Raw genomic sequence first — 26,692 nt, 5'->3', positions numbered from 1 at the left:
TAAGTGCCGCACCTGTTGACCTTATACCGCGTTGTTGCCGCCCGTGTTGCCTGAATCTCGTCCATGAGCCCGTCTGACAGCCCTGTTGGCGTGACTGCGCCCGCGGCCGAGCATGTCTTGCCGCGCCGCAGTCTGTTTCAGCGGCGGCTTCAGGCTGGCGGGACGCTTGTTCTGGTTGTGCTGGCACCCATCCTCGTCGTGGCGACGACACTGGTGTTGGGTCCGTTCTCCTTCGTGCAGAACCTGCCATCGCTGCGGCTCGTGCTGGTCGCGGACCTGTTCTACATTCTGATCGTGGCGGGGCTGGTGCTTTTGCGCATCAGCTGGATGATCGGCGCGCGGCGTTCGCGGTCTGCAGGGTCGCGGTTGCACCTGCGCTTGTCCGCCTTCTTTGCGCTGATTGCGTTGCTGCCAGCCATCACCGTCGCAGTCTTTGCCGTGGTGACGATCAATCTGGGGCTCGAGGGCTGGTTTTCTGACCGGGTGCGCAATGTGGTCGGCAATTCGCTGTCTGCCGCCGAGGCCTATCAGGCCGAGCAGGAGCGCAACCTGACCGAGGATGCGCAGGCCGTCGCAAACCTGCTCGAAAGCGCCCGCCGCGCCAGCCCGGCGCTGTCCGAAGGCGATACGCGCCAGTTGCTCAGTCAGGCGCAGGCTGCCATTCAGCGCGGGCTGCGGGTGGCGTTCATCATCGATTTTCAGGGCACGCTCCGGCTGCGCGGCGAACGATCGTATCTTTTTGATTTCATTCAACCCGATCGCGCGGACCTGGCGCAGGCCGCCGGGGGGCAACTGACGCTGATCAAGGACTGGCCCAACAGCGAGTTCCGCGCGCTGGTGCCGCTGACCGGGTATCCGAACCGGCTGCTTTATGTTGCGCGGGCAGTGGATGGCGAAATCCTCAGCTTGCTGGACGAAACGCAACAGACCATCCAGCTTTATAACCAGCTCGAGGCCGAGCGCGGCACGGTGCTGTTCAATTTCGCGCTGCTCTATATCGGCTTTGCGCTGATCCTGATTCTGGCCGCTGTCTGGCTAGGGATGTGGTTCGCCGAAGGTCTGTCGCGCCCTATCGGGCGGCTGGCGGGGGCTGCCGAGCGGGTCGGGGATGGCGATCTGGACGTGCAGGTGCCCGAACAGCGCGGCGAAGATGAGATCGCCACCATGGGCCGGGTGTTCAACCAGATGATCCGCCAACTCAAGGGCCAGCGCGAAACGCTGCTGACCAATACCCGCCAGATCGAAGAGCGCCGCCGGTTGTTTGATTCCGTGCTGGGCTCGGTCACAGCCGGGGTGATCGGCCTGACCGCCGACGGGCGCGTCGATTTCGTCAACCGCGCCGCCGAGACGCTGACCAAGATTTCCGCCGACGGAGTCGCGCATCAGTCGCTGGTCGAGGTCGTGCCCGAGTTCGGCCCGCTGCTCTCACGCCTGCAAGGCGGCGAGGGGCGCATGGTCGGCGGGCGGGTACAGGACGAGGTCCGCATCAGCCGCAACGGGCGGCTGGAAAGCCTGCTGGTCCGGCTGGCAGAGCGGCGCAACGCCAGTGGCGAGCTTGAGGGCTATGTGGTTGCCTTTGACGATGTGACCGAGCTGGTCTCGGCCCAGCGGATGGCTGCATGGGGCGACGTCGCGCGCCGCATCGCGCATGAGATCAAGAACCCGCTGACCCCGATCCAGCTGTCAGCCGAGCGCATCAAGCGGAAATTCGGCAAGATGTTGCAGGACGAGGATGCGGCATCGCTTGGCCAGCTCAGCGATGTTATCGTGCGCCAAACCAATGACTTGCGGCGTATTGTTGATGAGTTCTCGCGCTTTGCCCGTATGCCGGAACCGGACCGCCGTCCGACCGATCTGGTGCAACTGCTGCGCGATGCGACGATGCTGCAAGAGGCCGGGCAGGAAAGCGTTGAATTCGATGTGCAGCTGCCGACCGAGCCGCTGATCGTTGAAATCGACCCTACCATGATCACGCAGGCGATGACCAATTTGCTCAAGAACGCGGGCGAAGCCATTGAAGGGCTTATCGAAGCCGGGCGCGCGCCCGACGGCTTTCAACCCCAGATCCACGTGTCGATGGCGGTCAGCCCCGAGCGCGCGACCATCGAGATTGCCGACAATGGTGTGGGCTTGCCGGAAGATCGCGCGCGGTTGTTTGAACCCTATGTGACGACGCGCGAGCGGGGCACCGGGCTGGGCCTGCCCATCGTCAAGAAGATCATCGAAGAACACGGCGGTACACTCGTGCTGCGCGATGCACCCGCCATGGCGGGCTGCACGCACAGCGGTGCGCTGGCTGAAATCCGGTTGCCGGTCTTGCGCTCTGCGCGCGGCAACCATGCTGACACAGGAGCCGAAACATGAGCGACATCCTTATCGTGGACGACGAACGCGATATTCGCGAGCTGGTCGCCGAGATCCTGCGTGACGAAGGCTATTCGACCCGCGTCGCCGCCAATTCGGATGATGCGATGGCTGCGGTGGTCAGTGACCCGCCGATGCTGATGATCCTCGATCTGTGGTTGCGGGATTCCAAGCTGGACGGCATCGGTATTCTGATGTCGGTCAAGCGCGAGTATCCGTCAATTCCGGTGGTCATCATCTCGGGCCACGGCAACATCGAAATCGCGGTCGAGGCGATTAAGAAAGGGGCCTATGACTTTGTCGAAAAGCCCTTCAACACCGATCAGTTGCTGGTGGTGATCGGCCGCGCGATGGAAACCTCGCGGCTGCGGCGCGAGAACACCAAACTGCGCAAGCGCGACACCGGCCCGACCGAGATGATCGGACAGTCGGCAGCGATGAAGTTCCTGCGCGCGCAACTGGGCAAGGTCACGCGGTCGAACGGGCGGGTGATGCTGACCGGGCCGTCGGGCAGCGGCAAAGAGGTCGCGGCGCGGTATATCCACGCGCAATCCAACCGCGCCGATGCGCCGTTTGTCACCGTCTCGTGCGCGTCGATTGAGCCGGACAAGATGGAAACAGTCCTCTTTGGTCAGGAAAGCGGCGCGCGGGGGATCATTCCGGGTCTGCTGGAACAGGCGAATGGCGGGGTGCTATACCTTGACGAAGTGGCCGATATGCCGCTGGGAACGCAGTCGAAAATCCTGCGTGTGCTGGTCGAGCAGACCTTCACCCGCGTCGACGGCGCGGACCGGGTGCGCGTCGATCTGCGGGTGATTTCCTCGACCACGCGCGACCTGCGCGCCGAGATCGCGGCGGGGACGTTCCGTCAGGAGCTGTATGACCGGCTCAATGTCGTGCCGATCCAGGTGCCCGCGCTCACCGACCGGCGCGAGGATATCCCCGTTCTGGCCCGCCATTTCGTCGAGCTGTTGCACCAGACGCAGGGCTTGCCCAAGCGCGAGCTGTCCGAGGATGCCGAAACTCAGCTGCAATCGATGAACTGGCCGGGCAACATCCGCCAGTTGCGCAACGTGATCGAGCGCGCGCTTATTCTGGGTGACGGCCAGGAGGCGATTGAAGCGCGCGATCTGATCGCGGAATCGGCCGATCCCGAGGAAGAGGGGCGCGTCGTCCTGGGCGGCGGTCTGGCGGCCTTGCCGCTGCGCGAGGCGCGCGAGTTGTTCGAGCGCGAATATCTTTTGACGCAGATCAACCGCTTTGGCGGCAACATCTCGCGTACCGCCGCGTTTGTCGGTATGGAACGCTCGGCGCTGCATCGTAAACTGAAATCGCTGGGGGTGAACACCGCAGCGCTTTCAGGCGGACGCGGCGGGCGCGACGACTGACGACATAGGGATTAACGGGCGATGAAAATCATCATCTGCGGCGCGGGGCAGGTTGGCTGGCAGATCGCCCGCCATCTTGCGGGCGAGGCGAACGATGTCTCGATTGTCGACAATAACGCAGCGCTTGTGCGCCGCGCGACGGATACGCTTGAGGTTCAGGGGGTTGTCGGCTTTGCCTCGCACCCCGATGTGCTGGAACAGGCGGGCGCGCGTGAGGCCGATATGATCATCGCCGCCACGCATTCCGACGAGGTGAACATGGTCACCTGTCAGGTGGCGCATTCGGTGTTCAATGTGACGCGCAAGATCGCGCGGTTGCGGGCGCAGAGCTATCTTGAGCCGCGCTACACCGAGTTGTTTCGCCGCGATCACATGCCCATCGACGTGGTCATCAACCCTGAACGCGAGGTCTCGCGCGCCGCTTTGCGGCGGCTGGCGGCACCCTCGACCTTTGACATTCAGGACTTTCTGGACGGCAGCGTGCGCATGGCGGGGATCTCACTGGATGCCGACTGCCCGGTGCTGAACACGCCCCTGCGGCAGCTGACCGAGCTGTTCTCAAGCCTGCGCGCCATTGTCGTCGGCGTGCGGCGCGGCGGCAAGCTGTTCGCGCCCGAGCCGGGGGATCAGTTGTTTGACGGCGATCAGATTTATGTGGTTTCCGAAAGCAGCGATCTGGCACGCACGCTGGCGATCTTTGGCAAGCCGCTGGCCAAGCAGGAACGCATCGTCATCGTCGGCGCGGGCAATGTCGGTCTGGGCGTTGCCCGGGCGCTGGAAACCCAGCGTGACCGCGTGCGCGTCAAGGTGATCGAGCGGGACCGCGCCCGCGCCGAGGTGGCTGCCGACGCGCTCGAGCGCACGATTGTGCTGCACGGTGACGGGATGGACAGCGAGCTGCTGACCGAAGCGGCGATTGAAAGCGCCGATGCGGTGCTGGCCGTGACGGATGACGACAAGACCAACCTTCTGGCCTGCGTGCGGGCCAAGGCGATGGGGTCCAAGATGACCATCGCGCTGGTGAACGACCCGTCGCTGGTGCCGTTGATGGACCACCTGGGCATCGACGCGCATATCAACCCGCGCGCCACGACCGTGTCGTCGATCCTGCGGCATGTGCGTCTGGGGCGCGTCAGTTCGATCTACACCATTGGCGACGGCGAGGCCGAGGTGATCGAGGCACAGGTGCTGTCCACCTCGCCGCTGGCCGGCCGGACCATCGGCGCGATCGGTTTCCCTGAGGGGGCGCTGGTCGGTGCGGTCAAGAAGAACGGCGAGTTCGTCAAACCGACCGGCACGACCGAGCTGCAAGAGGGCGACCAGCTGGTCATCTTTGCGCTGCGCAACGATGTGCCGGTGATCGAGCGCCTGCTGCAGGTGGCGGTGGAGTACTTCTGACATGCCCGAGCGCCTGACACGGGTGCCGCCGCTGGTCGCGCTGATCGCTATCGCCGGGGCGCTGATGATGGTGCCGGCGGGCAAGGCGGTGGCCGATGGCAACGCCAGTCTGGCGCGGATCTTCTTTTACTGGGGGCTGTTGTGTCTGCTGCTGGCCGGGTTCGTGGCCATTGCCATGGCGGGTCAAACCCGCCGCAGCAGCGTCCCCGGCGGCCCGTTTCCGCTGCTGGCGGCGATCTATATCCTGCTCCCCGCCGTCATGGCGCTGCCGCTGGCGGATGCCTTGCCGCAACTGCGCTATGTCGATGCGTGGTTCGAGATGATCTCAAGCTTTACCACAACCGGGGCCTCGATGCTCGACCTGCCCAGGCGGGTACCCAATGCGGTGCATCTATGGCGCGGCATGGCGGGCTGGCTGGGCGGGCTGTTCATCCTGTCGGCGGCCACGGCACTGCTGGCCCCGCTGCGGCTGGGCGGCTACGAGATGATCCGCCGCAACCCGATGAAGATCCCGCGCAGCGGGGCAGCGGCAGGCAGTGGCATGCGTCTGCGTGCGCATACGATGATCCTGCTGCCCGCCTTCGCCGGGCTGACACTGGCGCTGTGGATGCTGTTGACGATGATGGGCGTTCCGGGCTTTGACGCGTTGATGCAGGCGATGGCGACGCTGTCGACCTCGGGCGTGCTCCCGCGTGAGACGCTGGGCAACATCGGCCTTGGCGCCGAGGTGGCGATCTTTGCCTTTCTGTGTCTGGCGCTCAGCCGCCGGTTCCTGCCCGGCCATGGCGCACGAACCCGTGCGCTGCACCGCGACCCGGAGATCCTGACCGCCGTTGTGCTGATCTCGCTGATGACGCTGTTTGTCGTGGCCCGGCACTGGGCCGGCGCGTTCGAGACGCGCGAGGGCGAGAACCTGCCCGCCATGGGCCGCGCGGCCTGGGGCGCGGCGTTCACCTCGCTGTCGTTCCTGACCACAACCGGGTTCGTCAATCAGGACTGGATCGCCAGCCGCGTCTGGTCCGGCCTGACGCCGCCGGGCCTGATCCTGATGAGCATGGCACTGCTCGGCGGTGGTGTCGCCACCACGGCGGGTGGGATCAAGCTGTTGCGGCTCTATTCGCTGGGCCGCCTCGGCCGGTTCGAGCTGATGCGGATGATCTACCCGTCAATGGTGGTGGGCGGGAACGAGTATGACCGTTTTCTCGCCACCACCGCCGCGCGTTCGGCCTGGCTGTTTTCGATGGTTTTCGCGCTGACCTCGGTCGTGGTGGTGGCCTTGCTGCTCTTCAGCGGCATGAGTCTGGAAACCGCGATGATCTTTGGTGTCGCCGCGCTGACCAACACCGGGCAATTGGTTCAGGTCGCAGGCGATCTGCCGCTTTATTGGGTTCTTCTGAGCGATCCTGCGCGTGTTGTCTTGGCACTTGCCATGATTCTTGGCAGGCTCGAAATTCTTGTTTTGCTGGCTGCGATCCTTGACCGATCGCGGCGCAATTGATCAAAGCACGCCTGACGACTCATGTCAGTGATGCGATTCGCCGTGTAATCCGCTGAAAAGGCGCTCTTTCGGGCTGGAAACTTGCGGAGCCTCCCTTCATACTGCTGCGCGCAGGGGGAGACTACGCCAGCATATGGCTGCGTGGGCCGATAACAAAAGGCAAAGAAAATGGCCGTAGACAAACAGAATTTGCAGGACGCTTTTCTCAACCATGTTCGCAAGAACAAGGTTCCAGTAACGATTTTCCTGATCAACGGGGTCAAGCTGTTGGGCGTGATCACGTGGTTTGACAACTTCTGCGTGCTTCTGCGCCGTGAAGGGCAGAGCCAATTGGTCTATAAACATGCCATTTCGACCATCATGCCGGGTCAGCCGATCTCGCTCTATAACGGTGAGGATTAAGGCCCGTCTGGGCCGCCTATCGTGACCATTGACGTAAGCGAACTGGACGGAGACGGCGGAACCCGGCGCCAAAAGGCGCTGGTGCTGCATCCTGATATCCGGGGCAACGATGCCTCGCGCAGTGCCGAGGCCTTGCTGGCCGAAGGGCTGGCGCTGGCGATGGCCCTGCCGGGAATTGACGTTGTGCGTGGCCAGATCGTGCGGCTGCCCAAGGCATTGCCGGGGCGGTTGTTCGGGTCGGGCAAGGTCGAAGAGCTGAAGGCGCAGATCGAGGCTGACGAGATCGAGCTGGTTCTGGTCGATGGCCGGGTCACGCCGGTGCAGCAGCGCAATCTGGAAAAGGACTGGGGCGTCAAGCTTCTGGACCGCACCGGGTTGATCCTGGAGATTTTCGCCGACCGCGCGCGCACCCGTGAGGGTGTGCTGCAGGTCGAGCTGGCGGCGCTGAGCTATCAGCGCACGCGGCTGGTGCGCGCCTGGACCCACCTTGAGCGTCAGCGCGGCGGTTTGGGGTTTGTCGGTGGCCCCGGCGAGACGCAGATCGAGGCGGACCGCCGCGCGATCGACGTGCAGATGGTGCGCTTGCGCCGGCAGCTGGACAAGGTTGTGCGTACGCGTGAGCTTCACCGCGCCGCGCGGCGTCGGGTGCCGTATCCCGTCGTGGCACTGGTGGGCTATACCAACGCCGGAAAATCCACGCTGTTCAACCACTTGACCGGCGCGGATGTGATGGCGAAGGACATGCTTTTCGCCACGCTGGACCCGACCATGCGCGCGGTCACGCTGCCCGGCGGGCTGTCGGTGATCCTGTCTGATACGGTGGGCTTCATCTCGGAACTGCCGACCCAGCTGGTCGCGGCCTTCCGCGCCACGCTGGAAGAGGTGCTTGAGGCCGATCTTATCCTGCATGTGCGCGACATTTCGCATCCCGACACCGAAGCGCAGGCCGCGGATGTCGAGTCGATCCTGTCCGACCTTGGCGTCGGCAAGGACGTGCCGCGCATCGACGTGTGGAACAAGATCGACCTGCTGCCCGCTGAAGACCCGCTGCAAACCGTCGCCGCGCGTACGGATAACGTGATCGCGGTGTCAGCGCTGACCGGGCAGGGGCTGGATGATCTGATCGCGGCAATGGGCCAGTCGCTGGGCGACGAGCGCCGGGTCGAGACCGTCGCGATCGGCCATAGCGAAGGCAAGGCGCGCGCCTGGGCCTATGCCGAGGGCATCGTACAGAGTGAAGAGGGCACTGATGAGGGGCCCGTCCTGACGGTGTCGTGGTCGGCCAAGCAAAAGCGGCGCTTCGAGTCGATGCTCACGGCGGTGGTTGCCCCGCCGGATGACGAGAGCTGAGCAGCGCGTCACTCGTCTTCATCGTCATCCTCGCGCAGGGTGATTTCCCCGTCTTCGACCAGCGTGCGCACCGCGTTGACCACCGCCGACAGCGCCGCCTCTGCCTCTTTCGGTTTGATCTTGCCGCGGTTTTCAACCTCATCGCGCAGGGTCGAGGCCATGCGTTGCGACATGTTCGACAGCATGAAGGTCGCCGCCTGACCATTCGGGCTGTCGGGCGCGGCCAGCGAGGCGGCCAGCGCGATGATCAGGTCGTTTTGCGGCAGCTCGCGCAGCACTTTGGGGACGTCACGGGGGTTGAGCCGCTCGGCGAGATTGGCAAAGGTAAAGATCGCCCGTCTGACGCCTTCGGCGAAATCCACGTCTTCCTCGGTCAATCCGTCCAGCAAGGTGTCGCGGACCTGCGCGGTGGTGTTGTTCAGGATCGCCCCGACGCGCGAGGCCGGCGCCGCCGGGAAAGCGCGGGTCGGGCGGTTGTCCAACTCACCGGCGATGGAATAGCCGATGCGCGCCACCATCGGCGGCGCGATCCCTTCGGTCAGCGACACCGCATAGGCCACCCGCCGCGCCCGTTCGCCGGGCAGTCTGCCCAGCACCTCGGCTGCGCGTTTGACCGGCAGTTTGGACAGCACCACCGCCGCCACCTCGGCGCTTTCAGGCTCCAGCACGGCGATCAGCGTATTGGTATCGGCCTGCAACACCCGTTCCCACGGATCCGTGCCATCGCGGGCCATCTGGCGCAGGCGCGCACTGGCCCCGTGGCTCAGCTTGCCATCCAGCGCCTTGAGCGCGCCGCCCAGACCGCCGGGAAAACTGAGACCGACCTGCTCGACCGTTTCGATAAACTCACTGATCACGGCGCTGAGCGTATCGCGGTCGACCAGCCGCATTTCGCCCAGCGTTTCGGTCAGCTTGGTTTGCATGTCTTCAGGCAGGGTCGAGAGTTTCACATCCGCCCCTTCAGCCAGCAGCAGTCGCACCAGGATGGCGGCCTTTTGCTGGCCGGTCAGCGCCCGGATGCTGCGACCCGAGGGCGCGGTGCCCCGCGCTGCGGGCATGGCAGGCACATCATCATCAAGTGCGGCAGCGGCAAGCGCGAGGGGTGACAGGGCGGGCAGGTCCATGGGCATAAGCGATTCCGTTTCTGGATGCGCTCACACTGCCCTGACTCGGTTAATCGACGGATAATGTCGCAGGCCGTGCCGGGAAAAATAGGTCGGTTGATCCAGATCAAGGATCGATGCACCTGCAAGGGTTTAGACAACAGGTGAAGGGTTGGCCCCGAGCCTAACCTTCATCTCCCGTTTCCTGGGCGCACCTCTCTGCACCCGGAACACTAATCGCCGCGAGACCTCCCTCTCGCGGCGTTCTTTTATTCGGTCTCTTACTCCGCAGCTTCCTTTGCCGCCGCCTCAAGCTGCGCTGCGCGGGCTTCGACCAGCTCGACGATATGCTCGATCATACGGTCGTTGGACAGCTTATGGTCCTGCTTGCCCGCCATATAGATCATGCCAGACCCGGCACCGCCGCCGGTAAAGCCGATGTCGGTCATCAGCGCCTCTCCGGGGCCGTTGACCACGCAGCCGATGATCGACAGGCTCATCGGGGTCTTGATATGCGACAGCCGGTCCTCAAGGGCCTCGACGGTCTTGATCACGTCAAAGCCTTGCCGCGCGCAGCTGGGGCACGAGATGATCTGCACACCGCGCGTGCGCAGGCCCAGAGATTTGAGGATCTCGTAGCCGACCTTGACCTCTTCAACCGGATCCGCCGAGAGCGAGACGCGGATCGTGTCACCGATCCCGGCCCAGAGCAGGTTGCCCATGCCCACGGCAGATTTCACGGCACCCGAGACGAAGCCGCCCGCTTCGGTGATGCCCAGATGGATCGGCGCATCCGTTGCGTCGGCCAGTTGCTGATAGGCAGCGGCGGCCAGAAACACATCCGAAGCCTTCACGCTGATCTTGAACTCGTGAAAATCGTTGTCCTGCAACAACTTGATATGATCCATGCCGCTTTCGACCATCGCGTCGGGGCAGGGTTCGCCATATTTGTCGAGCAGATGCTTTTCCAGCGACCCGGCATTCACACCGATGCGGATCGAACAGCCGTGATCGCGCGCGGCTTTGATCACCTCCCGCACCCGCTCGGAAGAGCCGATGTTGCCGGGGTTGATGCGCAGGCAGGCGGCACCGGCCTGCGCGGCCTCGATGGCGCGTTTATAGTGGAAGTGGATGTCCGCGACGATCGGCACCGGGCTTTCGCGGGTAATTTCACGCAGCGCGCGGGTACTGGATTCGTCAGGGGTGGAGACGCGCACGATGTCGGCGCCCGCCTCGGCTGCGGCGATGATCTGCGCCAGCGTCGCCTTGACGTCCGAGCTGTCGGTGTTGGTCATCGTTTGCACCGAGATCGGCGAGTCGCCCCCCACGGGGACAGTGCCCACCATGATCTTGCGCGACACGCGCCGCTCAATATTGCGCCAGGGACGGATCGGGTTCAGCGACATGGGGATTTCCGGGCCTTGATCAGTTCGCCCCAGACATAAGCCCGGGGCAGGCTAAGGGCAATGCGGCGGACAGCAAAAGGCCCGCGCGGGGCGGGCCAGTTGGGCTATTGGTCGGTCAGCTGGGCGACAAAGACCGCAAGGTCCTGATCACGTCCGATATCGGCGACCTGATAGTTTTCGCGCAGCGCGGCGACATCGAGCGGCACGTTACGCACCACCTGCGCACCGGGGGCCGAGGGGCCATACGCCTGACCGTTGATCAGGAAATAGACCGAGCCCGAGTTGCCCGCATGCAAGGTCGGCGGCTGTTCGGTCTGCGGGATCGTATAGCGTTCGCCGGCATCCAGAATCCGCTCGAAGATCACCGAGCCGTCAGCCCCGCGCACGCGCAGCCATGAGGGGCGCACGGCCAGCAGTTCAACCGTATCCGGCCCGGCACCCACAACCTGCGGCGCGGCGGCATCGTCCGACAGTGCCAGCATCACGGCTGCATCGGTCGAGGCGTTGCTTTGCTGCGGCTGGGCCGCTTCAGGAACAATCGATGCAATGGGTCCATCACGCGGCACCAGAACCGGCACGTCCAGTGCCGGAGCGCGGGCGATACGGACCAGACCTTCGGCCCCGATGGTGGGGCTTTCGGGTGCTTGCGAGCGGGGCGCGGTGCCGGCACCCAGAAGCGGGTCGGTTTCATTGGCTGCCAAAGCGCCGCCCGGGCTGCGCATCTCGGCGCCCAAGGGGTTGATATCGCTGGCAACGTTGGGAACCATGTCTGCCGGAGCAACCTGCACGCGCTGCACTTCTTTCAGCACGGTCCAGCCCGCATAGCCCAGACCCAGAATCAGTGCCAGCAACACGCTGACCGATCCCAGCGCACCGGGTTCGATCCTGCGCCAGAAGGGCTCGGGATCCGGCAGAATGCCAACGCCCTTCAGCGCGCCCGAGCGATACTCGGGCCGTTCGATCTTGGCGACCTTGGGTGTGGCATTGGCGAAACCGGACATGCCGTGCGCGACCTGAAAGCCATGCTCGACGCAGAAGCGCTCATAGACCCATTCGGGTTCCATGCCGAGATACCGTGCGTAAGACCGCACGAAACCGGCAATAAAACTAGGGGTTTCAAAGGCTTGGAGGTCACCGTTCTCGATGGCCGCGATATAGGTCGCGCGGATGTGCAGCTCTCGCTGAACGTCCAGCAGCGATTTTCCCAGCGTGGCACGCTCGCCTCGCAGGATATCCCCCAATCGCAGTTCGAAATCGTCGAACCCGCGCTGGCTGACCTCAGGCTGAGCCGGAGGCTGTTCCTTACGCCAAATCATCTGCCCTGTCCCTGCTTACCGCCTGCTCGCCTCGGGTCGTTTTGGGCGCGGCACGCGTGGCGTCGGGATGAACGCACGCGAGTCGCACCGTAACGACCTCTTGATCACAGTCTTAGCAGATCGCGAGAAGCATTTGAAGCATAAGGCGTTGTTACGCCGACAACTCAGCGCGATTCAGCGCACAGTGCGACCAGAGCCGGTCCATCGCCTTCACAAGCGCGTCAATTTCCTTGGGATCGTGAACCGGCGACGGGGTGAAGCGCAAACGCTCGGTCCCGCGGGGCACGGTGGGGAAATTGATGGGCTGAACATAGACGCCGAAGTCTTCCAGCAGCATGTCCGACAGCATCTTGCAATGGACCGGGTTGCCGACATGGACGGGGACGATATGGCTGCCGTGATCGATGATCGGCAGACCCATGCCCTTGAGCCGGTTTTTCAGGATGCGGGCATGCAGTTGCTGCGCGTCGCGCAGATGCTGGCCTTCTGCGGTCTTGAGCAGGGCAATCGACGCTGCGCAACCGGCCGCAATCGCGGGCGGCAGCGACGTGGTGAAGATGAAGCCCGGCGCGTAAGAGCGTACAGCGTCTACCATTTTTGCCGATGCAGCGATGTAGCCGCCCATCACGCCAAAGGCTTTCGCCATCGTGCCGTTGATGATGTCGATGCGGTGCATCAGCCCGTCACGCTCGGCCACGCCGCCACCGCGGGGGCCGTACATGCCGACGGCGTGAACCTCATCAAGATAGGTCAGCGCGTTGAACTCGTCCGCCAGATCGCAGATCGCCTCGATCGGGCCAAAGTCGCCGTCCATCGAATAGATCGACTCGAAGGCGATCAGCTTGGGGGCCTTGGGATCATCGGCTTCCAGTAGGGCGCGCAGGTGCGCGGTGTCGTTGTGACGGAAGATGCGCTTTTCCCCGCCGTTGCGACGCACGCCTTCGATCATCGACGCATGGTTGAGCGCATCGGAATAGATGATCAGGCCGGGGAAGAGTTTGTGCAGGGTGCTCAGCGTCGCATCGTTGGCGATATAGGCCGAGGTGAAGACCAGCGCGGCTTCTTTCTGGTGCAGGTCGGAAATCTCGGCCTCAAGGCGGTTGTGGTACACCGTGGTGCCCGAGATATTGCGCGTGCCGCCCGAACCGGCGCCGGTCGCATCAATCGCCTCATGCATCGCTTCCAGAACGGCGGGGTGCTGCCCCATACCCAGATAATCGTTGCCGCACCAGACGGTTATGTCCTTCTCCGTGCCATCGCGTTTCGTCCACACAGCGTGTGGGAAATGACCCTTCTTGCGCTCGATATCGATAAAGGTCCGGTAGCGGCCTTCATCATGAAGACGTTGGAGGGCGGAATCGAGGGCTGCGTCGTAGGTCAAGGGTCTTCTCCTGGCGTCCTGCTGGGCACGATTTTCAGGGCCCAGATGTAAAGCTGGACGTTCTTTGCATGTTTGAATGCGCTAAAAACATGACCTGGATCAATTCTAAAAAGTGTCGCAGGCCGCTGCGCAGGCTACTTTTTTAGTCAATCGGCAATAACGACGGCGCAATCGGAAACTTCGGTGTCTGCCTGACAGGCCGCGACGGCCTCAGCGGGCGCACTGTTCCCGCGACCGATTCCCCACTGACCCGAGGCCAGCGACACCGCAAAGGCCCGCGATCCGCGTGCCCGGCGGTAGTCGTCGTCGAACGCCGTTGTCGCATCCGCCGACAGCATCAGATCGCGCGCTTCCCATCCCTCAGGCCGGACCTCCATTGCCAGCTGGCAGGGGCGTCCCCCGTCGCGCCGGGCGTTGCAGCCGCTGAACGCGGCCTCGCGGGCGGCGTCGGGCGAATGGTAATTGGCAGCCAGCACCGTCGGTTCAGCCATGATGCCAGCATCCGGTGCAAAAGCAATGGCGGCATAGTATTTCTGGGTTTGCGCAACCGTGGTCAGCACAGTGACTTCCTGCTCGCTCAGCCCCGTCACGTCATAGCGCAGCACTTCGACACGGTCGGCGGGGTACAACTGGCTGCGGGCCGAGGCAGCATCCAGCGGATCGGCGGCGGCTGGCAGGGCAACGGAGGCACACAGTGCGCTGGTCGCAAGCAGGGCAAGGGCGGGACGGAAATGCATGGTCAACTCCACAGCGCGTCTGAGAACACCCCTGTCTAGCGGATTTGTTGCGCCGGTGCAGCCCCTTACGCGGGGCTTTGCCAACACACGTTCGGTTGAACACGGCGTCCCCGCGCGCAAGCTGGACTTATCCGCGCTGCCGGGACTAGGTTGACGCATAACCATTAGGAAAATGTGATGACTTCTGACGCCGTGACTCCTGTCCTTGCCCATGTCGATGCTCAACTGGACGCCTCGGTTGAGCGTCTGATGGGGCTGCTGCGTGTGCCCTCGATCTCGACCGACCCGGCCTTCAAGGCGGACTGCGACAAGGCCGCTGACTGGCTGGTCGAAGAATTGGCCGAACTGGGCTTTGACGCTGCCAAACACACCACGCCCGGCCATCCCATGGTCGTTGCCCATGATGACGAGGGCGAGGGTATCCACGTTCTGTTCTATGGTCACTACGACGTGCAACCCGTTGATCCGCTTAACCTTTGGAACCGGGAACCGTTCGACCCCGCTATCGAGGAAACGCCCAAGGGCAAGGTGATCCGCGGTCGTGGCGCTGCCGATGACAAGGGCCAGCTGATGACCTTCGTCGAAGCCTGCCGCGCGTGGCGCGCGGTGCATGATGAACTGCCGATCAAGGTGTCGATGTTCTTTGAGGGCGAAGAGGAAAGCGGCTCGCCGTCGCTGGTGCCGTATCTCAAGGCCCATGCAGACGATCTGAAGGCCGACATCGCGCTGATCTGTGACACCGGCATGTTCGACCCCGAGACCCCGGCGATCACCACCGCGCTGCGCGGTCTCGCCAAGCTGGAGCTGGTGATCACCGGGCCGAACAAAGACCTGCATTCGGGCATGTTCGGCGGCGCGGCGCGCAATCCGGCGCATGTGCTGTCGCGGGTGCTGGCCGATCTGCACGACGAAGACGGTGCTTGCACGCTTGAGGGATTTTATGACGGCGTGCCCGAACTGAGCAACGCCCAGCGCGCGCAGTGGGACAATCTGGGCTTTGATGCCGAAGCTTTCCTCGGCAGCGTCGGTCTGTCGGTCCCGGCGGGTGAAAAAGGCCGCTCGGCGCTGGAAATGATCTGGTCGCGGCCAACCTGCGAAGTGAACGGCATGACCTCGGGCTACACTGGTGCCGGGTTCAAGACGGTGCTGCCGTCGAAAGCCTCGGCCAAGGTCAGCTTCCGTCTGGTCGGCACGCAGGATCCGCAGGCCGTGCTGGCCGCGTTCAAGGCCCATGTCGCGGCGCGGATGCCTGCTGATTGCAGCTTTGAGCTGCTCGACACCGAGGGCAGCTCGGCCACCACGATGCCGATCGAAAACCCAGCCTTCGAGGCAGCGCGGCAGGCGTTGTCCGACGAATGGCCGCGCCCGGCGGCGTTTATCGGCTGTGGCGGCTCGATCCCGGTTGCGGGACATTTCCAGACCATTCTGGGGATGGATTCGATGCTGATCGGCTTTGGCAATGACGATGACCAGATCCACTCGCCGAACGAGAAATACGACCTGACCGCGTTCCATAAGGGGATCCGCAGTTGGGTCCGGGTCCTGGACGCGCTGTCGCGCGTCTGATCAGCGCCGTGTGTGGCGGCAGGCGGCGGTGGTGAGGATCACCCAGACGCCTGCCGCCCCAAAGGCCAGCGCCACCCCGAGCGGCAGCCCCGGGTTCATCAGCACCAGTGCCACCGGCAAGCTGAACGCCAGCGCGCTCCACACCGTTGCCAGCAAGGGGTGACACCGGGCCGCGGGCAGCACCAGCGCGACGGTCAGCGAGCCGAGGATGCCGATAAGCATGCCAAGCGGCTGACCCTGAGCGGGCAGCACCGAGACGATTCCGGCGAGCACCGCCAGAACCAGCAGGGCCGCCGCGCCAAGGCCGGCGGTGGCGGGTGACAGGGGCGTCGGGCGCGCGCGCGATGAGGTTTGGGGATTTTCCATGGCCATGTGTCGTGGCGCAGAGCGGCGGCGTTCAAAGAAAGGGGCGCCGCGTCGCGCCTTGACCCTTGCGAAGGCGCGCGGCAGGGTCCGGCGTTCCTTGCTCCTGACCTGAACGGCCCTTTTATGCAGCGCGTCCATCAATCCCCCACCGATCCCGAGTTCGTCCAGAATCCCTATCCTTTCTATGACCGGGCGCGCGCCGCCGGGTCGGTGGTGTACTGGGACGAGTATGGACTTCCCTGCGTGTTTGGCCATGCGGCAGCCAATGCCATTCTGCGCGACCGCCGTTTCGGGCGTGAGATCCCGGCCGACAAACAGCGTCCGATCGCCGAACACACGGCACCGTTCTACGCGGTCGAGGCGCATTCGATGCTGGAACTGGAGCCGCCGCGGCACAGCCGCTTGCGCTCGCTGGTGCTGCGCGCCTTCACCTCGCGCCGGATCGAGGGGATGGGTGATGAGGTCGAGGCACTGGCGCGGTCGCTGGCGGAAAAGCTGCCCGAGGGGCCGTTCGATCTGTTGAGCCACTTTGCCGAAGTGATTCCCGTCGTGATCATCGCCCGGATGCTGGGCGTGCCCGAAGAGATGAAAGACCAGCTGCTGGGCTGGTCCCATGCGATGGTAGGCATGTATCAGGCCGGGCGCACCCGCGCCATGGAAGAGGCCGCCGCGACAGCCAGTGCCGAGTTCTCGCAATTCCTGCGCGATTATGTCGAGACGCGGCGACGCGCCCCGCGCGAGGATCTGATCACCTCGCTGATTGCGGCAGAAGAGCAGGGCGAGAAACTGTCGACCGATGAGCTGATCTCGACCTGTATCCTGCTGCTGAACGCGGGGCATGAGGCGACGGTGCATGGCATCGGCAATGGCGTGAAGGCGTTGCTGGAGCACGGCGGCCCGCGGGACTGGTTATCTGCCGCCAAGATCGACGGCACGGTTGACGAAATGCTGCGCTTCGATCCGCCGCTGCACATGTTCACCCGCTGGGCCTATGAGCGCATCGAGGTCATGGGCCATGTGTTTGAACCGGGCGATGAGGTCGGGGTGATGCTGGCGGCGGCCAATCGCGATCCGGGGATGTGGGACGCGCCCGGGCGCTTCGATCCTGCGCGTCCGGCCAAGCCGCATCTGGCCTTCGGTGTCGGGCTGCATTTCTGCGTTGGTGCGCCGTTGGCGCGGCTGGAGATGGCGCGGGCTCTGCCGGTCTTGTTCGAGGTTTGCCCGAAGCTGCGGCTTGTGGGTAAACCGGCGTATGCGGGCACGTATCATTTCCACGGGCTGACCCGTTTGCTGGTCGAGAGGTAGGGGCGCGCGGCGGGGGCATCGAGCCCCCGCCGCGCGCGCGGGTTGCCACCCGCACCCGCCCGGGGGACGCAGCCTGCGTCCCCCGGACCCCCTTGGCGTGCCCCCGTCTGCAGCCGGGTTTTGGCCGGAAACGGTGGGTTTGAGTATTTGGAACAAGGTGAGGGGCTCAGGGGCGTTTCGCGCGCCAGTCGGTCCAGGCCTCGGGCGTATCAAGATCCGTCGTGGCGTGGTGTGCGGGAAGTGCTATCAGCTGCGGCGGGTGGGCGTTCAGGACGGAGCGCGCGCCCTCATCGCCGGTGAGCTTGCCCAGAAGCGGCAGCAGGTTGGCAGGAAAGACCACCGGGTGGCCGGGCGTGCCGTCTTGTGCGGTAGCGCGCGCGGGTCGCATGCCATCATAAGACGCGATGAGGCGCGCGAAATCCTTCGATGTGAGTTCGGGCATGTCGGCGGGGCAGACCAGCAGCGGTTGATCCTGTGCCCAGTCAGCGGCGGCGCGCAAGCTGGCGCTCATGCCTTGCGCCGCGTCGGGCACCGGGATCACGGTGACGGACAAACCATCAAGCACCCTGTGCCGGGCTGTGTCGTCGCAGGGAAGTGTCACGCCGACTGGTCCCGCCCCGGTTGCCAGCAGCGCCAATACCTGACGGCGCAGGAGGGGCAGGCCGTCGACCTCTTGCAGCAGCTTGTCCGCGCCGCGCATCCGCCGCGATGCGCCTGCCGCCAGCAGAACCAGTTTCATCGCGCCGTGCAGGTGCCGGACCATTGCGCGGCGCGGTTGACGTGGCCGACCAGGATCAGGTTCGAGGAATGCACCGCCGTCCCATCCGAACCGATGTTGGTAAGCGTCGATTGCGCGCGGTCATAGGCGACGAGCACGCCCTCATCGGTCTGATGAACCGCCATCGGCTCGCTATAGGTGTCGCCTTCATAGCGGGCGCTGTCGCCGTCCACGACCAGGGCGAAGTCGAGTGACGTCTGGATGCAGGCCGCGTCCGAGGTGCTGCACTCTGTGGTGAAGGCGCAGTCATAGGTCAGCGGACCTGAGTCCGCGAGGGCAGGCAGGGCGAGGGGCAAAAAGGCGGCGGCAAGCAGGAATTTCATGAGGACTCGCAGGTTAACCAGAACACCTGGCTCTGCTCGAAACTCTGACCGTCTTGGGTGGCAAAGACAACACCCGTGTCCGCGCCGGTAAAGCGCAGTTGATACACCGTGTCATTGGCGCGAAAGGCAGCGGTCCGCAGGCCGGTGTCATAGCGGGCCTGCGATGTGGCACCCGCGAGGATGATCGACAGGCGCTCATCCTCTTCAAGCACCATGGTGAAGCTGGTGTCGGCGTAAAGGCACGCCTCACCAACCCGGCACGATTGGGTAAGGTCGCAGGTGAAATGCACGGGCCCGTCAATCGCCGAGGCGGGGGCGGCACAGACGAGAAGGGCGGCGGCAAGGGCGGCGGGGCGGTGCATGGATCTCTCCTGTGACAACGGCCTTGGCCGGGCAACGCGCGGTTGCCACGGGCTTCGGACGGGGTGAGGATGATCGCAAACAGCAAAGAAATCGTATACGCGGGCCTGGCCCGTTGAGCCTGGCCCGGTGACCGGCCCCGCCGCGATCATGTGCGGTAGGGCCGGCTCAGTCCCAAAGTCACTCCAGATCGTCGAGATCGAGTTCATCCTCGAGCCCGGGTTCGCCATCGGCCTCATCATCAAGGCCATGCGTGCCGCGTTCGCGGTAAGGTGTGGTGCCATATTGCGCGCGGTAGCATTTGGAGAAATGCGAGGGCGAGGCAAAGCCGCAGGCCAGCGCCACGTTGATCACGCTCAGCTCGGTCTGCATCAACAGGTTGCGCGCGCGGGCGAGACGCAGTTCCATATAGTAGCGCTTGGGCGAGCGGTTGAGATAGCGCCGGAACAGCCGTTCGAGCTGGCGGGTGGACATGCCCACTTCTTCGGCCAGATCGGCGGGGGACACGGGTTCCTCGATCGACTGCTCCATGCGCTCGATCACCCGGCTCAAGCGCGGGTGGCGCACGCCGATCCGTGTGGGGATCGACAGGCGCTGAATATCGCGGTCGGTGCGGATCGAGGTATAGATCAACTGATCGGCCACGGCATTGGCCAGATCCTTGCCGTGATCATCGGCGATCATCGTCAACACAAGGTCGATGGATGCCGTGCCACCCGCCGCCGTCAGACGGTTGCCATCGATCACGAAGACCGATTTGGTCAGATCGGTGTCGGTGAATTCTTCAAGGAAACCATCGCGATTTTCCCAATGAATCGTCGCGCGGCGGTTTTCGAGCAGCCCGGCCTCGGCCAGCGTGTGCGCGCCGGTGCACAGCCCGCCAATGACCGAGCCTTTGCGGGCCACCTTTCGCAACCAGTTGACCACCGGCTGTGTGGTGTTGGCGCGGATATCGACGCCGCCGCAGACGATCACCACATCATCGCGGCCCATGTCGGGCAAGGGCCCTTCAACGCGCAGGACGGTGCCGTTGGAGCAGGCAACATCGCGGCCGGTCTCGCTGACCATTGTCCAGCGATAGAGGGGTTGGCCGCTCATCCGGTTGGCGATGCGCAACGGTTCGATCGCTGCCGAGAACGACAGCAACGTGAATTGATTGAGCAGCACGAAGACGAACTGACGCTGGCGCAGCGGTGCGGGTTGCGCACGGGCGGCGGCAGGGGCGGTGACGGTGGCAGGTGAGCGCCCGGTGCGAAGACCCGGCTTTGCAGCCGGGGCAGACGGGGGGCGCGAAGGGGAAAAGTCGCTCATTCAGGCTTTCCGGTGAAGAGGCGCCACGGTCGGGATGCGACACATGGCCGTCGCAATCCAATCAGGAAAGCGAAACCACTGCAAGAACCCACGAAACAGCACGCGCGGCCTTATGCGTATTTGCATCGCGTTTAGACGCAGTGTAAGAGCGCTGATACCGCTGACAGGGGGTATTTTCCCTGTGACCGTTACCAGCGGTGCATCGACGGAGGATACGATGACAGAAGCCTGGAGCAAGTCGGCCTGGCGCGCCAAAGAGCGCATCCAGATGCCCGATTACCCCGACACGACCGCCCTGAACGCGGCCGAGGCGCAACTGGCCAATTTTCCGCCGCTGGTCTTTGCCGGAGAAGCGCGCGCTCTGAAGCGCCAGCTCGGTGAAGCCGCGCAGGGGCGGGCCTTTTTGCTGCAAGGGGGCGATTGCGCCGAGAGCTTTGCCGAATTCAGCGCCGATGCGATCCGCGACACCTTCAAGGTGATGCTGCAAATGGCAATGGTGCTGACTTACGGCGCCAAGGTGCCGGTGATCAAGGTTGGCCGCATGGCCGGTCAGTTCGCCAAGCCGCGTTCGGCCCCGATGGAGAGTGTCGGCGGCGTCGAGCTGCCCAGCTATCGCGGCGATATCATCAACGGGTTCGATTTCACGCCTGAGGCGCGTCTGCCCGATCCCTCACGGATGCTGCAGGCCTATACGCAGGCTGCGGCCTCGCTCAACCTGCTGCGCGCGTTTTCCAAAGGCGGTTTCGCCGATATTCACCGGGTGCACGCCTGGACGCTGGGCTTCACCCGGGGCGAGGATGCCGAGCGCTACAAGGCGCTTGGCGACCGGATTTCGGATGCGCTGGACTTCATGACGGCGGCGGGGATCACCTCGGACACCACGGCGGCGATGAGCACGGTGGATTTCTACACCTCGCACGAAGCCTTGTTGCTGGAATACGAAGAAGCGCTGTGCCGCATCGATTCGACCACCGGACTGCCGGTGGCGGGCTCGGGTCACATGATCTGGATCGGCGACCGCACGCGGCAGCCGGACGGCGCGCATGTCGATTTCGCGCGCGGTGTGCAGAATCCGGTCGGGTTGAAATGCGGCCCGTCGCTGTCGGCGGAAGACCTCAAAGTGCTGATGGCCAAGCTGAACCCGGAAAATGAGCCGGGCCGGCTGACGCTGATCGCGCGCTTTGGCGCGGGCAAGGCGGGCGAGCATCTGCCGCGGCTGATCAAGGCGGTGAAGGACGAGGGCGCGAATGTGCTCTGGACCTGCGATCCGATGCACGGCAACACGATCAAATCGCCGTCGGGCTACAAAACCCGGCCCTTCGACCGCGTCTTGCAGGAAGTGCGCGAGTTCTTCGCGGTGCACAGCGCCGAGGGGACGATTCCGGGCGGTGTGCATTTCGAGATGACTGGCAAGGACGTGACCGAATGCACCGGTGGCCTGCGGGCGGTATCGGACGAGGATCTGTCGAGCCGCTATCACACGGCCTGCGATCCGCGTCTGAATGCGTCGCAATCGCTGGAACTGGCGTTTTTGGTAGCCGAAGAGCTGTCGCAGCGTCGCAAGGATCTGGCGCGCAAAGCGGTGTGAACAGGGCGCGCGCCGAGGGGGCATCGAGCCCCCTCGGCACGCATCGGGGGCGCTGCCCCCACGCGCGTGCCGCGCTCCCCCGGGATATTCAAGGCATAAAGTTGGGGCGGCGGGCGGTCGGGCTTGCCGCCCTTTTTGCGTCAGGCCTTGCCGCCTTTGATGACGATCAGGCTGGGTTTCTGACCAACAGGAACGCGGGCGGGTGTGCTATCGCGCTGTGTGCGCATCGGCTCGGTCAGGCGAAAGCGGCGCGGCGCACGGCCGGTGGGGCCGCGGGTTTCGAGCACGCCGAGGATACGGGTAATGCGGTTTTCGGTGTCGGTCAGTGGCAGTAGCGCGAGCATCCCGTCGAGCGCGGGCTGCGCCAGTCTGGCATCAGCGCGCAGGGGCAAAAGTGCACGGGCGCCCTGACCGACCTGCAAGAGCGCTTCGGCCAGTTCATCACGGGCAGTGGCCGCAAAGAAGACGCTGAGCGGCATGCCGCGGGGTTCCATGCCCAGAAGGTCGTTGAGCTGCTGGCCGGCAAGGCGCAGCCGGGCAACACGCGGCGCGACCAGTTCGGCGACGAACATCACATCCAGACAATGCGCCAGCGGGCGGGGGTCGATTTCGGACCGGGCGGGGGCGATGCGGCCGTCGCGCAGCGACTCCCAGTGGGTTTGCACGGCGCGAACAGTGGGAAAGTCCGGCGCGGTTTCGCGGGTGGCGAAGGGCAAGCGCAGGATCCTGCCGCGTTGCGGGGGGATGGTATCGGACAAGGCGTCAGACATGGTGTCTCCGGGGCTACAGGCAACACGGGGCCGGACGGGCAGGGGCAGTGCGCCGTTGTTTCGGGAACCGCAGGTGTTAACCTTTGATTGAGAAGTCTTACTGATGCCTTAATGTAGCCTCATTCTCTTCAAAACAGGACGAATTTTAGGAAAATGGTTAAGTCGATGACGGGCTTTGCCGCCCAAACGGGCGATATCGCAACCGAAACGGGTATTTACGCCTGCCAATGGGATCTGCGCAGCGTCAACGGGCGCGGGCTGGATCTGCGGTTTCGAGTGCCCGACTGGCTGGATGGTCTGGAGGCTGCGCTGCGAAAACGGCTGGGGAACCGGCTGAATCGGGGCAATGTGAGTCTCACGCTGAAACTGACCCGAAGCGACTCAGGGGCGTCCATGCGCGTCAACGCCGCCGCGCTGGATGCGGCTGTCGCGCTGGTGATCGCGGCCGAAACACAGGCTGAGCGACAAGGGCTGCGGCTGGCCCCGATAACGGCGGCGGATCTGCTGGCGATCAAGGGCGTGGTGGATAGCGGGCCCGAACAGGTCGACCCGGCGCCGCTGGTCGCGGCGCTGGTCGAGCGGGCCGGGCCTTTGATCGACGCGTTTGAGGCCGCGCGCGCCGCAGAAGGCGCGGCGCTGGCGGCGATCCTTGGCGGACAGGTCGCGGCAATCTCCGATCTCACCGAGCAAGCCCGTGCAGCCGTCGAGGCGCGCCGCCCCGATCAGGTTTCCGGGCTGAAGGCGGCGCTCGCCCGCCTGACCGAAGCAGCGCCCACGCTGGAGCCGGGCCGTCTGGAGCAGGAACTGGCGCTGATCGCCGTCAAGACCGATGTGACCGAAGAACTGGACCGGCTGGCCGCCCATGTCGACGCGGCCAAAGCGCTGCTGGCCTCGGATCAGCCGGTGGGCCGCAAGCTGGATTTCCTGATGCAGGAATTCAACCGCGAGGCCAACACCTTGTGTTCCAAGGCACAAAGCGCCGAGCTGACCCGGATCGGGCTTGACCTCAAGACCGTCATCGACCAGATGCGCGAGCAGGTTCAGAACGTGGAGTAGGCGCATGGCGCGGCGTGGTCTCTTGATTATCCTGTCCTCACCCTCGGGTGCGGGCAAATCGACGCTGGCACGGCGGCTGATGCAGTGGGATCCAACGCTGAGCTTTTCGGTTAGCGCCACCACCCGCGCGCCGCGTCCCGGTGAGACCGACGGCGTTGAGTACTATTTCCGCTCAAAACCCGACTTCACCGCCATGGTCGATGGCGGCGAAATGCTGGAACATGCCGAGGTCTTTGGCAACTATTACGGCACCCCCAAAGGCCCGGTCGAGGCCGCGATGAAAGACGGGCGCGATACGCTGTTTGACATCGACTGGCAGGGTGGCCAGCAGGTGCGCAACTCGTCGCTTGGCAAGGATGTGGTGTCGATTTTCATCCTGCCGCCCTCGATCGCTGATCTGGAATCGCGGTTGCGCAGCCGGGCGCAGGACAGCGACGACGTGATCGCGGGCCGTATGGCGAAAAGCCGTGACGAGATCAGCCATTGGGCGGAATACGATTACGTCGTGGTGAACCACGATGTCGAACAGGCCGAGGCCGAGTTGCGAACCATCCTGCAGGCCGAGCGCATGCGCCGCGACCGACAGCCCGGTCTGAGCGACTTCGTGCGGGGCCTGAACCGCGAATTCGAAACCCGCAGCTTTGGAGACCGCCAATGATCTACGCCCTGGGCGACCTGATCCCTGAGATTGATGCACAGGCCTGGGTGGCGCCGGATGCCAATGTCATCGGCAAGGTGCGGCTGCTTGCAGGCGCGTCGGTCTGGTTCACTGCCACACTGCGCGGGGATAACGAGTGGATCGACATTGGTGAGGGCTCGAACGTGCAGGAGGGCTGCACGCTGCACACCGACATGGGCTATCCGCTGAGCATCGGGCGCGGCTGCACCATCGGCCATAACGTGATCCTGCACGGCTGCACCATTGGCGACTATTCCCTGATCGGCATGGGCGCGACGATCCTGAACGGCGCGAAGATCGGCAAGAACTGCCTGATCGGTGCCGGTGCGCTGATCACCGAGGGCAAAGAGATCCCCGATGGCAGTCTGGTGATGGGCTCGCCGGGCAAAGTCGTGCGCGAACTGGATGCCGCGGCGATCCAGCGCTTGCAGATGTCCGGCGTGCATTATCAAGAGAACGCACGCCGGTATCGCGACGGGCTCAAAGCCCTGTAACCGCCTCAGGCGCGGCGCACGCAGCCTGCATACAGGGTCGAGGTGTTTGGCCCATCGGACAGGATGGCGTGCACTTCGAGATAGCCCTGCGACTGCAGGCAGCTGTTCATGGCGCCGACCATCTGGCGATAGATGTTTGTTGCGTCCCCCGTGCGGGTGCCGTGGCGGATGCACAGATGACCCGAAGTGCAGGTCGTGGTCTGCGCGCGCTCCTGCGCAAAGACCCGGTTCAGATCATTCCGGTCGCTGGTACATTCCAGCGTCACCGCATCGGCTGAGGTCATGCGCAGGCGGATGAACCCACCCGATGAGCGACAGTTGGCATCCTGTGTGGCGTAGCAGGTGATCGCGCCGGGGCCGCAATTGTCGAGTGCGGCAGCTTCACCCGGGCCGCTGCCGCCACCACCGCCGCGGCTTTGGGCGAGGGCGGTAGGCGTCAGGCTGGGCAGCACGAACAATGCAAGGGCGACGCATTTGGGCAGGGTCGAGAAGACCGACATGGGGGCAGCTCCTTCTGGAATGATGCCCATGGGTCGCGCCACCCGCCCGCAGCGTTCAAACAGCCCGTTGCGCTCAGCCGTCTCGCGCTTGCAGATCGCGCAGCACCGCCAGCCGGATCGCCGTCGCCAGCCCGGTATCGCCGCGCGCCTCGTCGATTTCGGCGGCCAGCTCGTTGAAGCCCTTGTCCTGCGTGCGGGCCAGCGCGCGGAACGCGTCCCAGAACTCGGGCTCCAGCGAGACCGAGGTCCGGTGGCCGTGCAAGGTCAGCGAGTGCTTTTGCGGGCGGCTCATGCGCCGCGCAGCATCGGGAACCAGTCCTCGCGCAACCGCTGGCCCGGTTGCATGTCATGGCCGGGGTAGGGCGGCGAGGTGCGCCCCGGGCGCTCGACATAGCGCGCATCGTCGCCCACCAGCCGCAGCGAAAACGCCCGGCGGCGGTTCTGGGTGGTGTTTCCGCGAGAGCCGTGAAGGGTCAGAAAGTTGAACGCCACGGCATCCCCCGGCTCCAGCGCCCATTCCAGCACCTTCATGCCCTCGGCATCGGGGTCGGGGACCGGCATATAGGCGTCTTCATCGGGATAGAAGCTTGTCTCGGCCAGCCAGCGCGTCGGCAGCACAGGCTTCGGCCACAGATGCGAGCCGGCAACGCAGCGCAGCGTGGCGTCGGTCACCGGGTCGAGCGGCGACCAGAAGCTGACGGTCTGCTGACCCTCAACAAAGTAGTAGGGCCCGTCCTGATGCCACGGCGTCGGTTTCGAGGTGCCCGGTTCCTTGACCAGCACATGATCGTGGAACATTTGCACCGATTGCGAGCGCATCAGCTGCGCGGCGACATCGGCGGCGGGCGAGTGGCGGATCGCGTCGGCGAATTCCGGAATGCGTTCCCAGTTACAGTAGTCGTCAAAGAATCGCCCGCCTTCGCCGGGTTTGAGGTTCTCGGCAGCATAAGGGCCCGGTTCGTCCATGTTGCGTGCGATCCCGGCGCGCAGGGGTTCGACCCAATCGGCCCAGAGCCCGCGAATAACGACCGCGCCGTCGCGCTGGTAGGCCTCGACATCGGCTTCGGTGACAAGCGGGTGGGACATGGCGCGGCTCCTGAGCGTTGATTGCGGGCAGACTGAGCGGAGGCGCGGGGGGAAGTCAATCACCCGCAACCTGCGCGCGGGTTTGGCGCAGGGTAGGGTGCGCTTCAGCGCACCGGGGGCGGCTGGGTGATTCGGCGGCACGGCGCGCTTGGCCCCCCATCCCCTTT

General features: G+C 64.5%; 26 protein-coding genes. 12 read left to right on the top strand and 14 right to left on the bottom strand.

The window, feature by feature from the left end; genetic code table 11:
• Positions 1–63 precede the first annotated feature (63 nt).
• The 6 genes from EAE28_RS00130 (at position 64) to hflX (ending at position 8,400) form a co-directional block, all read left to right on the top strand.
• Complete coding sequence (locus tag EAE28_RS00130) at positions 64–2,364, top strand: sensor histidine kinase NtrY-like (protein ID WP_127103792.1); 2,301 nt, start codon at positions 64–66, stop codon at positions 2,362–2,364.
• The gene (gene ntrX, locus EAE28_RS00125; RefSeq protein WP_127103791.1) at positions 2,361–3,752 is read left to right on the top strand and encodes a nitrogen assimilation response regulator NtrX; all 1,392 of its coding nucleotides are present in this window, start codon (positions 2,361–2,363) and stop codon (positions 3,750–3,752) included. Before EAE28_RS00130 ends, ntrX begins: the two co-directional genes overlap by 4 nt.
• A 21-nt stretch (positions 3,753–3,773) precedes the next feature.
• Positions 3,774–5,150 carry a Trk system potassium transporter TrkA gene (gene trkA / locus EAE28_RS00120; RefSeq protein ID WP_127103790.1) on the top strand — a complete coding sequence of 459 codons (1,377 nt, stop codon included), beginning with the start codon at positions 3,774–3,776 and terminating at the stop codon, positions 5,148–5,150.
• A 1-nt stretch (position 5,151) separates the two neighbouring features.
• Positions 5,152–6,648, top strand: a complete 1,497-nt coding sequence (locus EAE28_RS00115; RefSeq protein ID WP_127103789.1) for a potassium transporter TrkG — start codon at positions 5,152–5,154, stop codon at positions 6,646–6,648.
• Positions 6,649–6,816: 168 nt separating this feature from the next.
• Complete coding sequence (gene hfq / locus EAE28_RS00110; protein WP_107750348.1) at positions 6,817–7,050, top strand: RNA chaperone Hfq; 234 nt, start codon at positions 6,817–6,819, stop codon at positions 7,048–7,050.
• A 21-nt stretch (positions 7,051–7,071) separates the two neighbouring features.
• Positions 7,072–8,400: a GTPase HflX gene (hflX, locus tag EAE28_RS00105; RefSeq protein ID WP_246022191.1), complete on the top strand. Its 1,329-nt coding sequence runs from the start codon at positions 7,072–7,074 to the stop codon at positions 8,398–8,400.
• Positions 8,401–8,408: 8 nt separating this feature from the next.
• On the opposite strand, the gene EAE28_RS00100 is transcribed toward hflX, so the two are convergent.
• The 5 genes from EAE28_RS00100 to EAE28_RS00080 form a co-directional block, all read right to left on the bottom strand.
• Positions 8,409–9,530, bottom strand: coding sequence for a flagellar motor switch protein FliG (locus EAE28_RS00100; RefSeq protein WP_246022189.1), 1,122 nt, complete (start codon positions 9,528–9,530; stop codon positions 8,409–8,411).
• A gap of 254 nt (positions 9,531–9,784) precedes the next feature.
• A complete protein-coding gene (ispG, locus tag EAE28_RS00095; protein ID WP_127103788.1) occupies positions 9,785–10,909 on the bottom strand; it encodes a flavodoxin-dependent (E)-4-hydroxy-3-methylbut-2-enyl-diphosphate synthase in 1,125 nt (374 codons plus the stop codon).
• 104 nt (positions 10,910–11,013) lie between these two features.
• The gene (locus EAE28_RS00090; RefSeq protein WP_127103787.1) at positions 11,014–12,225 is read right to left on the bottom strand and encodes a helix-turn-helix domain-containing protein; all 1,212 of its coding nucleotides are present in this window, start codon (positions 12,223–12,225) and stop codon (positions 11,014–11,016) included.
• A 151-nt stretch (positions 12,226–12,376) separates the two neighbouring features.
• On the bottom strand, positions 12,377–13,606 hold the full coding sequence (gene hemA, locus EAE28_RS00085; RefSeq protein ID WP_127103786.1) for a 5-aminolevulinate synthase: 1,230 nt from the start codon (positions 13,604–13,606) through the stop codon (positions 12,377–12,379).
• A 146-nt stretch (positions 13,607–13,752) separates the two neighbouring features.
• Complete coding sequence (locus tag EAE28_RS00080; RefSeq protein WP_127103785.1) at positions 13,753–14,343, bottom strand: 5-aminolevulic acid synthase; 591 nt, start codon at positions 14,341–14,343, stop codon at positions 13,753–13,755.
• A gap of 177 nt (positions 14,344–14,520) precedes the next feature.
• Here EAE28_RS00080 and EAE28_RS00075 point away from each other — a divergent pair, with 177 nt between their 5' ends.
• Complete coding sequence (locus tag EAE28_RS00075) at positions 14,521–15,909, top strand: dipeptidase (protein WP_127103784.1); 1,389 nt, start codon at positions 14,521–14,523, stop codon at positions 15,907–15,909.
• Here the strand turns inward: EAE28_RS00075 and EAE28_RS00070 are convergent, their stop codons facing one another.
• The gene (locus EAE28_RS00070) at positions 15,910–16,275 is read right to left on the bottom strand and encodes a hypothetical protein (protein ID WP_127103783.1); all 366 of its coding nucleotides are present in this window, start codon (positions 16,273–16,275) and stop codon (positions 15,910–15,912) included.
• A gap of 123 nt (positions 16,276–16,398) precedes the next feature.
• On the opposite strand from EAE28_RS00070, the gene EAE28_RS00065 reads away from it, so the two are divergent.
• A complete protein-coding gene (locus EAE28_RS00065) occupies positions 16,399–17,580 on the top strand; it encodes a cytochrome P450 (RefSeq protein ID WP_127103782.1) in 1,182 nt (393 codons plus the stop codon).
• A 166-nt stretch (positions 17,581–17,746) separates the two neighbouring features.
• Here EAE28_RS00065 and EAE28_RS00060 read toward each other — a convergent pair whose 3' ends face one another.
• The 4 genes from EAE28_RS00060 to EAE28_RS00045 all read right to left on the bottom strand — a co-directional run bounded on the left by EAE28_RS00060 (position 17,747) and on the right by EAE28_RS00045 (position 20,352).
• Entirely contained in the window at positions 17,747–18,319 is a 573-nt protein-coding gene (locus EAE28_RS00060; RefSeq protein ID WP_127103781.1) for a nucleotidyltransferase family protein, read from the bottom strand.
• On the bottom strand, positions 18,316–18,681 hold the full coding sequence (locus EAE28_RS00055; protein WP_127103780.1) for a hypothetical protein: 366 nt from the start codon (positions 18,679–18,681) through the stop codon (positions 18,316–18,318). The genes EAE28_RS00060 and EAE28_RS00055 overlap by 4 nt, the downstream gene beginning before the upstream one ends.
• The gene (locus tag EAE28_RS00050) at positions 18,678–19,043 is read right to left on the bottom strand and encodes a hypothetical protein (RefSeq protein ID WP_127103779.1); all 366 of its coding nucleotides are present in this window, start codon (positions 19,041–19,043) and stop codon (positions 18,678–18,680) included. Before EAE28_RS00050 ends, EAE28_RS00055 begins: the two co-directional genes overlap by 4 nt.
• Before the next feature lie 178 nt (positions 19,044–19,221).
• Positions 19,222–20,352 carry a GlxA family transcriptional regulator gene (locus tag EAE28_RS00045; RefSeq protein ID WP_127103778.1) on the bottom strand — a complete coding sequence of 377 codons (1,131 nt, stop codon included), beginning with the start codon at positions 20,350–20,352 and terminating at the stop codon, positions 19,222–19,224.
• Between the two features lie 217 nt (positions 20,353–20,569).
• Between EAE28_RS00045 and EAE28_RS00040 the strand changes: the two genes are divergently transcribed.
• Positions 20,570–21,940, top strand: a complete 1,371-nt coding sequence (locus tag EAE28_RS00040; RefSeq protein ID WP_127103777.1) for a class II 3-deoxy-7-phosphoheptulonate synthase — start codon at positions 20,570–20,572, stop codon at positions 21,938–21,940.
• A 140-nt stretch (positions 21,941–22,080) separates the two neighbouring features.
• Here the strand turns inward: EAE28_RS00040 and EAE28_RS00035 are convergent, their stop codons facing one another.
• Complete coding sequence (locus EAE28_RS00035; protein ID WP_127103776.1) at positions 22,081–22,710, bottom strand: PAS domain-containing protein; 630 nt, start codon at positions 22,708–22,710, stop codon at positions 22,081–22,083.
• A gap of 153 nt (positions 22,711–22,863) precedes the next feature.
• On the opposite strand from EAE28_RS00035, the gene EAE28_RS00030 reads away from it, so the two are divergent.
• The 3 genes from EAE28_RS00030 to EAE28_RS00020 are packed head-to-tail and all read left to right on the top strand — an operon-like array spanning position 22,864 to position 24,939.
• Positions 22,864–23,766 carry a YicC/YloC family endoribonuclease gene (locus EAE28_RS00030; RefSeq protein ID WP_127103775.1) on the top strand — a complete coding sequence of 301 codons (903 nt, stop codon included), beginning with the start codon at positions 22,864–22,866 and terminating at the stop codon, positions 23,764–23,766.
• A 4-nt stretch (positions 23,767–23,770) separates the two neighbouring features.
• Positions 23,771–24,424, top strand: a complete 654-nt coding sequence (gene gmk / locus EAE28_RS00025) for a guanylate kinase (RefSeq protein ID WP_127103774.1) — start codon at positions 23,771–23,773, stop codon at positions 24,422–24,424.
• Positions 24,421–24,939, top strand: coding sequence for a gamma carbonic anhydrase family protein (locus EAE28_RS00020; protein ID WP_127103773.1), 519 nt, complete (start codon positions 24,421–24,423; stop codon positions 24,937–24,939). The genes gmk and EAE28_RS00020 overlap by 4 nt, the downstream gene beginning before the upstream one ends.
• 5 nt (positions 24,940–24,944) lie before the next feature.
• On the opposite strand, the gene EAE28_RS00015 is transcribed toward EAE28_RS00020, so the two are convergent.
• The 3 genes from EAE28_RS00015 to EAE28_RS00005 all read right to left on the bottom strand — a co-directional run bounded on the left by EAE28_RS00015 (position 24,945) and on the right by EAE28_RS00005 (position 26,525).
• Positions 24,945–25,439, bottom strand: coding sequence for a hypothetical protein (locus tag EAE28_RS00015; protein WP_127103772.1), 495 nt, complete (start codon positions 25,437–25,439; stop codon positions 24,945–24,947).
• Positions 25,440–25,512: 73 nt separating this feature from the next.
• On the bottom strand, positions 25,513–25,731 hold the full coding sequence (locus tag EAE28_RS00010) for a ribbon-helix-helix domain-containing protein (RefSeq protein WP_127103771.1): 219 nt from the start codon (positions 25,729–25,731) through the stop codon (positions 25,513–25,515).
• Entirely contained in the window at positions 25,728–26,525 is a 798-nt protein-coding gene (locus EAE28_RS00005) for a phytanoyl-CoA dioxygenase family protein (RefSeq protein WP_127103770.1), read from the bottom strand. Before EAE28_RS00005 ends, EAE28_RS00010 begins: the two co-directional genes overlap by 4 nt.
• Positions 26,526–26,692: the final 167 nt, after the last annotated feature.

Source organism: Pararhodobacter zhoushanensis (assembly GCF_003990445.1).
Taxonomy (GTDB): domain Bacteria; phylum Pseudomonadota; class Alphaproteobacteria; order Rhodobacterales; family Rhodobacteraceae; genus Pararhodobacter; species Pararhodobacter zhoushanensis.
The sequence above is the reverse complement of the archived record's forward strand: the minus strand, read 5'-3'. Positions and strand labels throughout refer to the sequence as shown.

Coding starts and splice junctions, on each gene's coding strand:
- EAE28_RS00130 (WP_127103792.1), top strand. CDS start 64: ATGAGCCCGTCTGACAGCCCTGTTGGCGTGACTGCGCCCGCGGCCGAG.
- ntrX (WP_127103791.1), top strand. CDS start 2,361: ATGAGCGACATCCTTATCGTGGACGACGAACGCGATATTCGCGAGCTG.
- trkA (WP_127103790.1), top strand. CDS start 3,774: ATGAAAATCATCATCTGCGGCGCGGGGCAGGTTGGCTGGCAGATCGCC.
- EAE28_RS00115 (WP_127103789.1), top strand. CDS start 5,152: ATGCCCGAGCGCCTGACACGGGTGCCGCCGCTGGTCGCGCTGATCGCT.
- hfq (WP_107750348.1), top strand. CDS start 6,817: ATGGCCGTAGACAAACAGAATTTGCAGGACGCTTTTCTCAACCATGTT.
- EAE28_RS00100 (WP_246022189.1), bottom strand. CDS start 9,530: ATGCCCATGGACCTGCCCGCCCTGTCACCCCTCGCGCTTGCCGCTGCC.
- ispG (WP_127103788.1), bottom strand. CDS start 10,909: ATGTCGCTGAACCCGATCCGTCCCTGGCGCAATATTGAGCGGCGCGTG.
- EAE28_RS00090 (WP_127103787.1), bottom strand. CDS start 12,225: ATGATTTGGCGTAAGGAACAGCCTCCGGCTCAGCCTGAGGTCAGCCAG.
- EAE28_RS00080 (WP_127103785.1), bottom strand. CDS start 14,343: ATGCATTTCCGTCCCGCCCTTGCCCTGCTTGCGACCAGCGCACTGTGT.
- EAE28_RS00075 (WP_127103784.1), top strand. CDS start 14,521: ATGACTTCTGACGCCGTGACTCCTGTCCTTGCCCATGTCGATGCTCAA.
- EAE28_RS00070 (WP_127103783.1), bottom strand. CDS start 16,275: ATGGAAAATCCCCAAACCTCATCGCGCGCGCGCCCGACGCCCCTGTCA.
- EAE28_RS00065 (WP_127103782.1), top strand. CDS start 16,399: ATGCAGCGCGTCCATCAATCCCCCACCGATCCCGAGTTCGTCCAGAAT.
- EAE28_RS00060 (WP_127103781.1), bottom strand. CDS start 18,319: ATGAAACTGGTTCTGCTGGCGGCAGGCGCATCGCGGCGGATGCGCGGC.
- EAE28_RS00055 (WP_127103780.1), bottom strand. CDS start 18,681: ATGAAATTCCTGCTTGCCGCCGCCTTTTTGCCCCTCGCCCTGCCTGCC.
- EAE28_RS00050 (WP_127103779.1), bottom strand. CDS start 19,043: ATGCACCGCCCCGCCGCCCTTGCCGCCGCCCTTCTCGTCTGTGCCGCC.
- EAE28_RS00045 (WP_127103778.1), bottom strand. CDS start 20,352: ATGAGCGACTTTTCCCCTTCGCGCCCCCCGTCTGCCCCGGCTGCAAAG.
- EAE28_RS00040 (WP_127103777.1), top strand. CDS start 20,570: ATGACAGAAGCCTGGAGCAAGTCGGCCTGGCGCGCCAAAGAGCGCATC.
- EAE28_RS00035 (WP_127103776.1), bottom strand. CDS start 22,710: ATGTCTGACGCCTTGTCCGATACCATCCCCCCGCAACGCGGCAGGATC.
- EAE28_RS00030 (WP_127103775.1), top strand. CDS start 22,864: ATGGTTAAGTCGATGACGGGCTTTGCCGCCCAAACGGGCGATATCGCA.
- gmk (WP_127103774.1), top strand. CDS start 23,771: ATGGCGCGGCGTGGTCTCTTGATTATCCTGTCCTCACCCTCGGGTGCG.
- EAE28_RS00020 (WP_127103773.1), top strand. CDS start 24,421: ATGATCTACGCCCTGGGCGACCTGATCCCTGAGATTGATGCACAGGCC.
- EAE28_RS00015 (WP_127103772.1), bottom strand. CDS start 25,439: ATGTCGGTCTTCTCGACCCTGCCCAAATGCGTCGCCCTTGCATTGTTC.
- EAE28_RS00010 (WP_127103771.1), bottom strand. CDS start 25,731: ATGAGCCGCCCGCAAAAGCACTCGCTGACCTTGCACGGCCACCGGACC.
- EAE28_RS00005 (WP_127103770.1), bottom strand. CDS start 26,525: ATGTCCCACCCGCTTGTCACCGAAGCCGATGTCGAGGCCTACCAGCGC.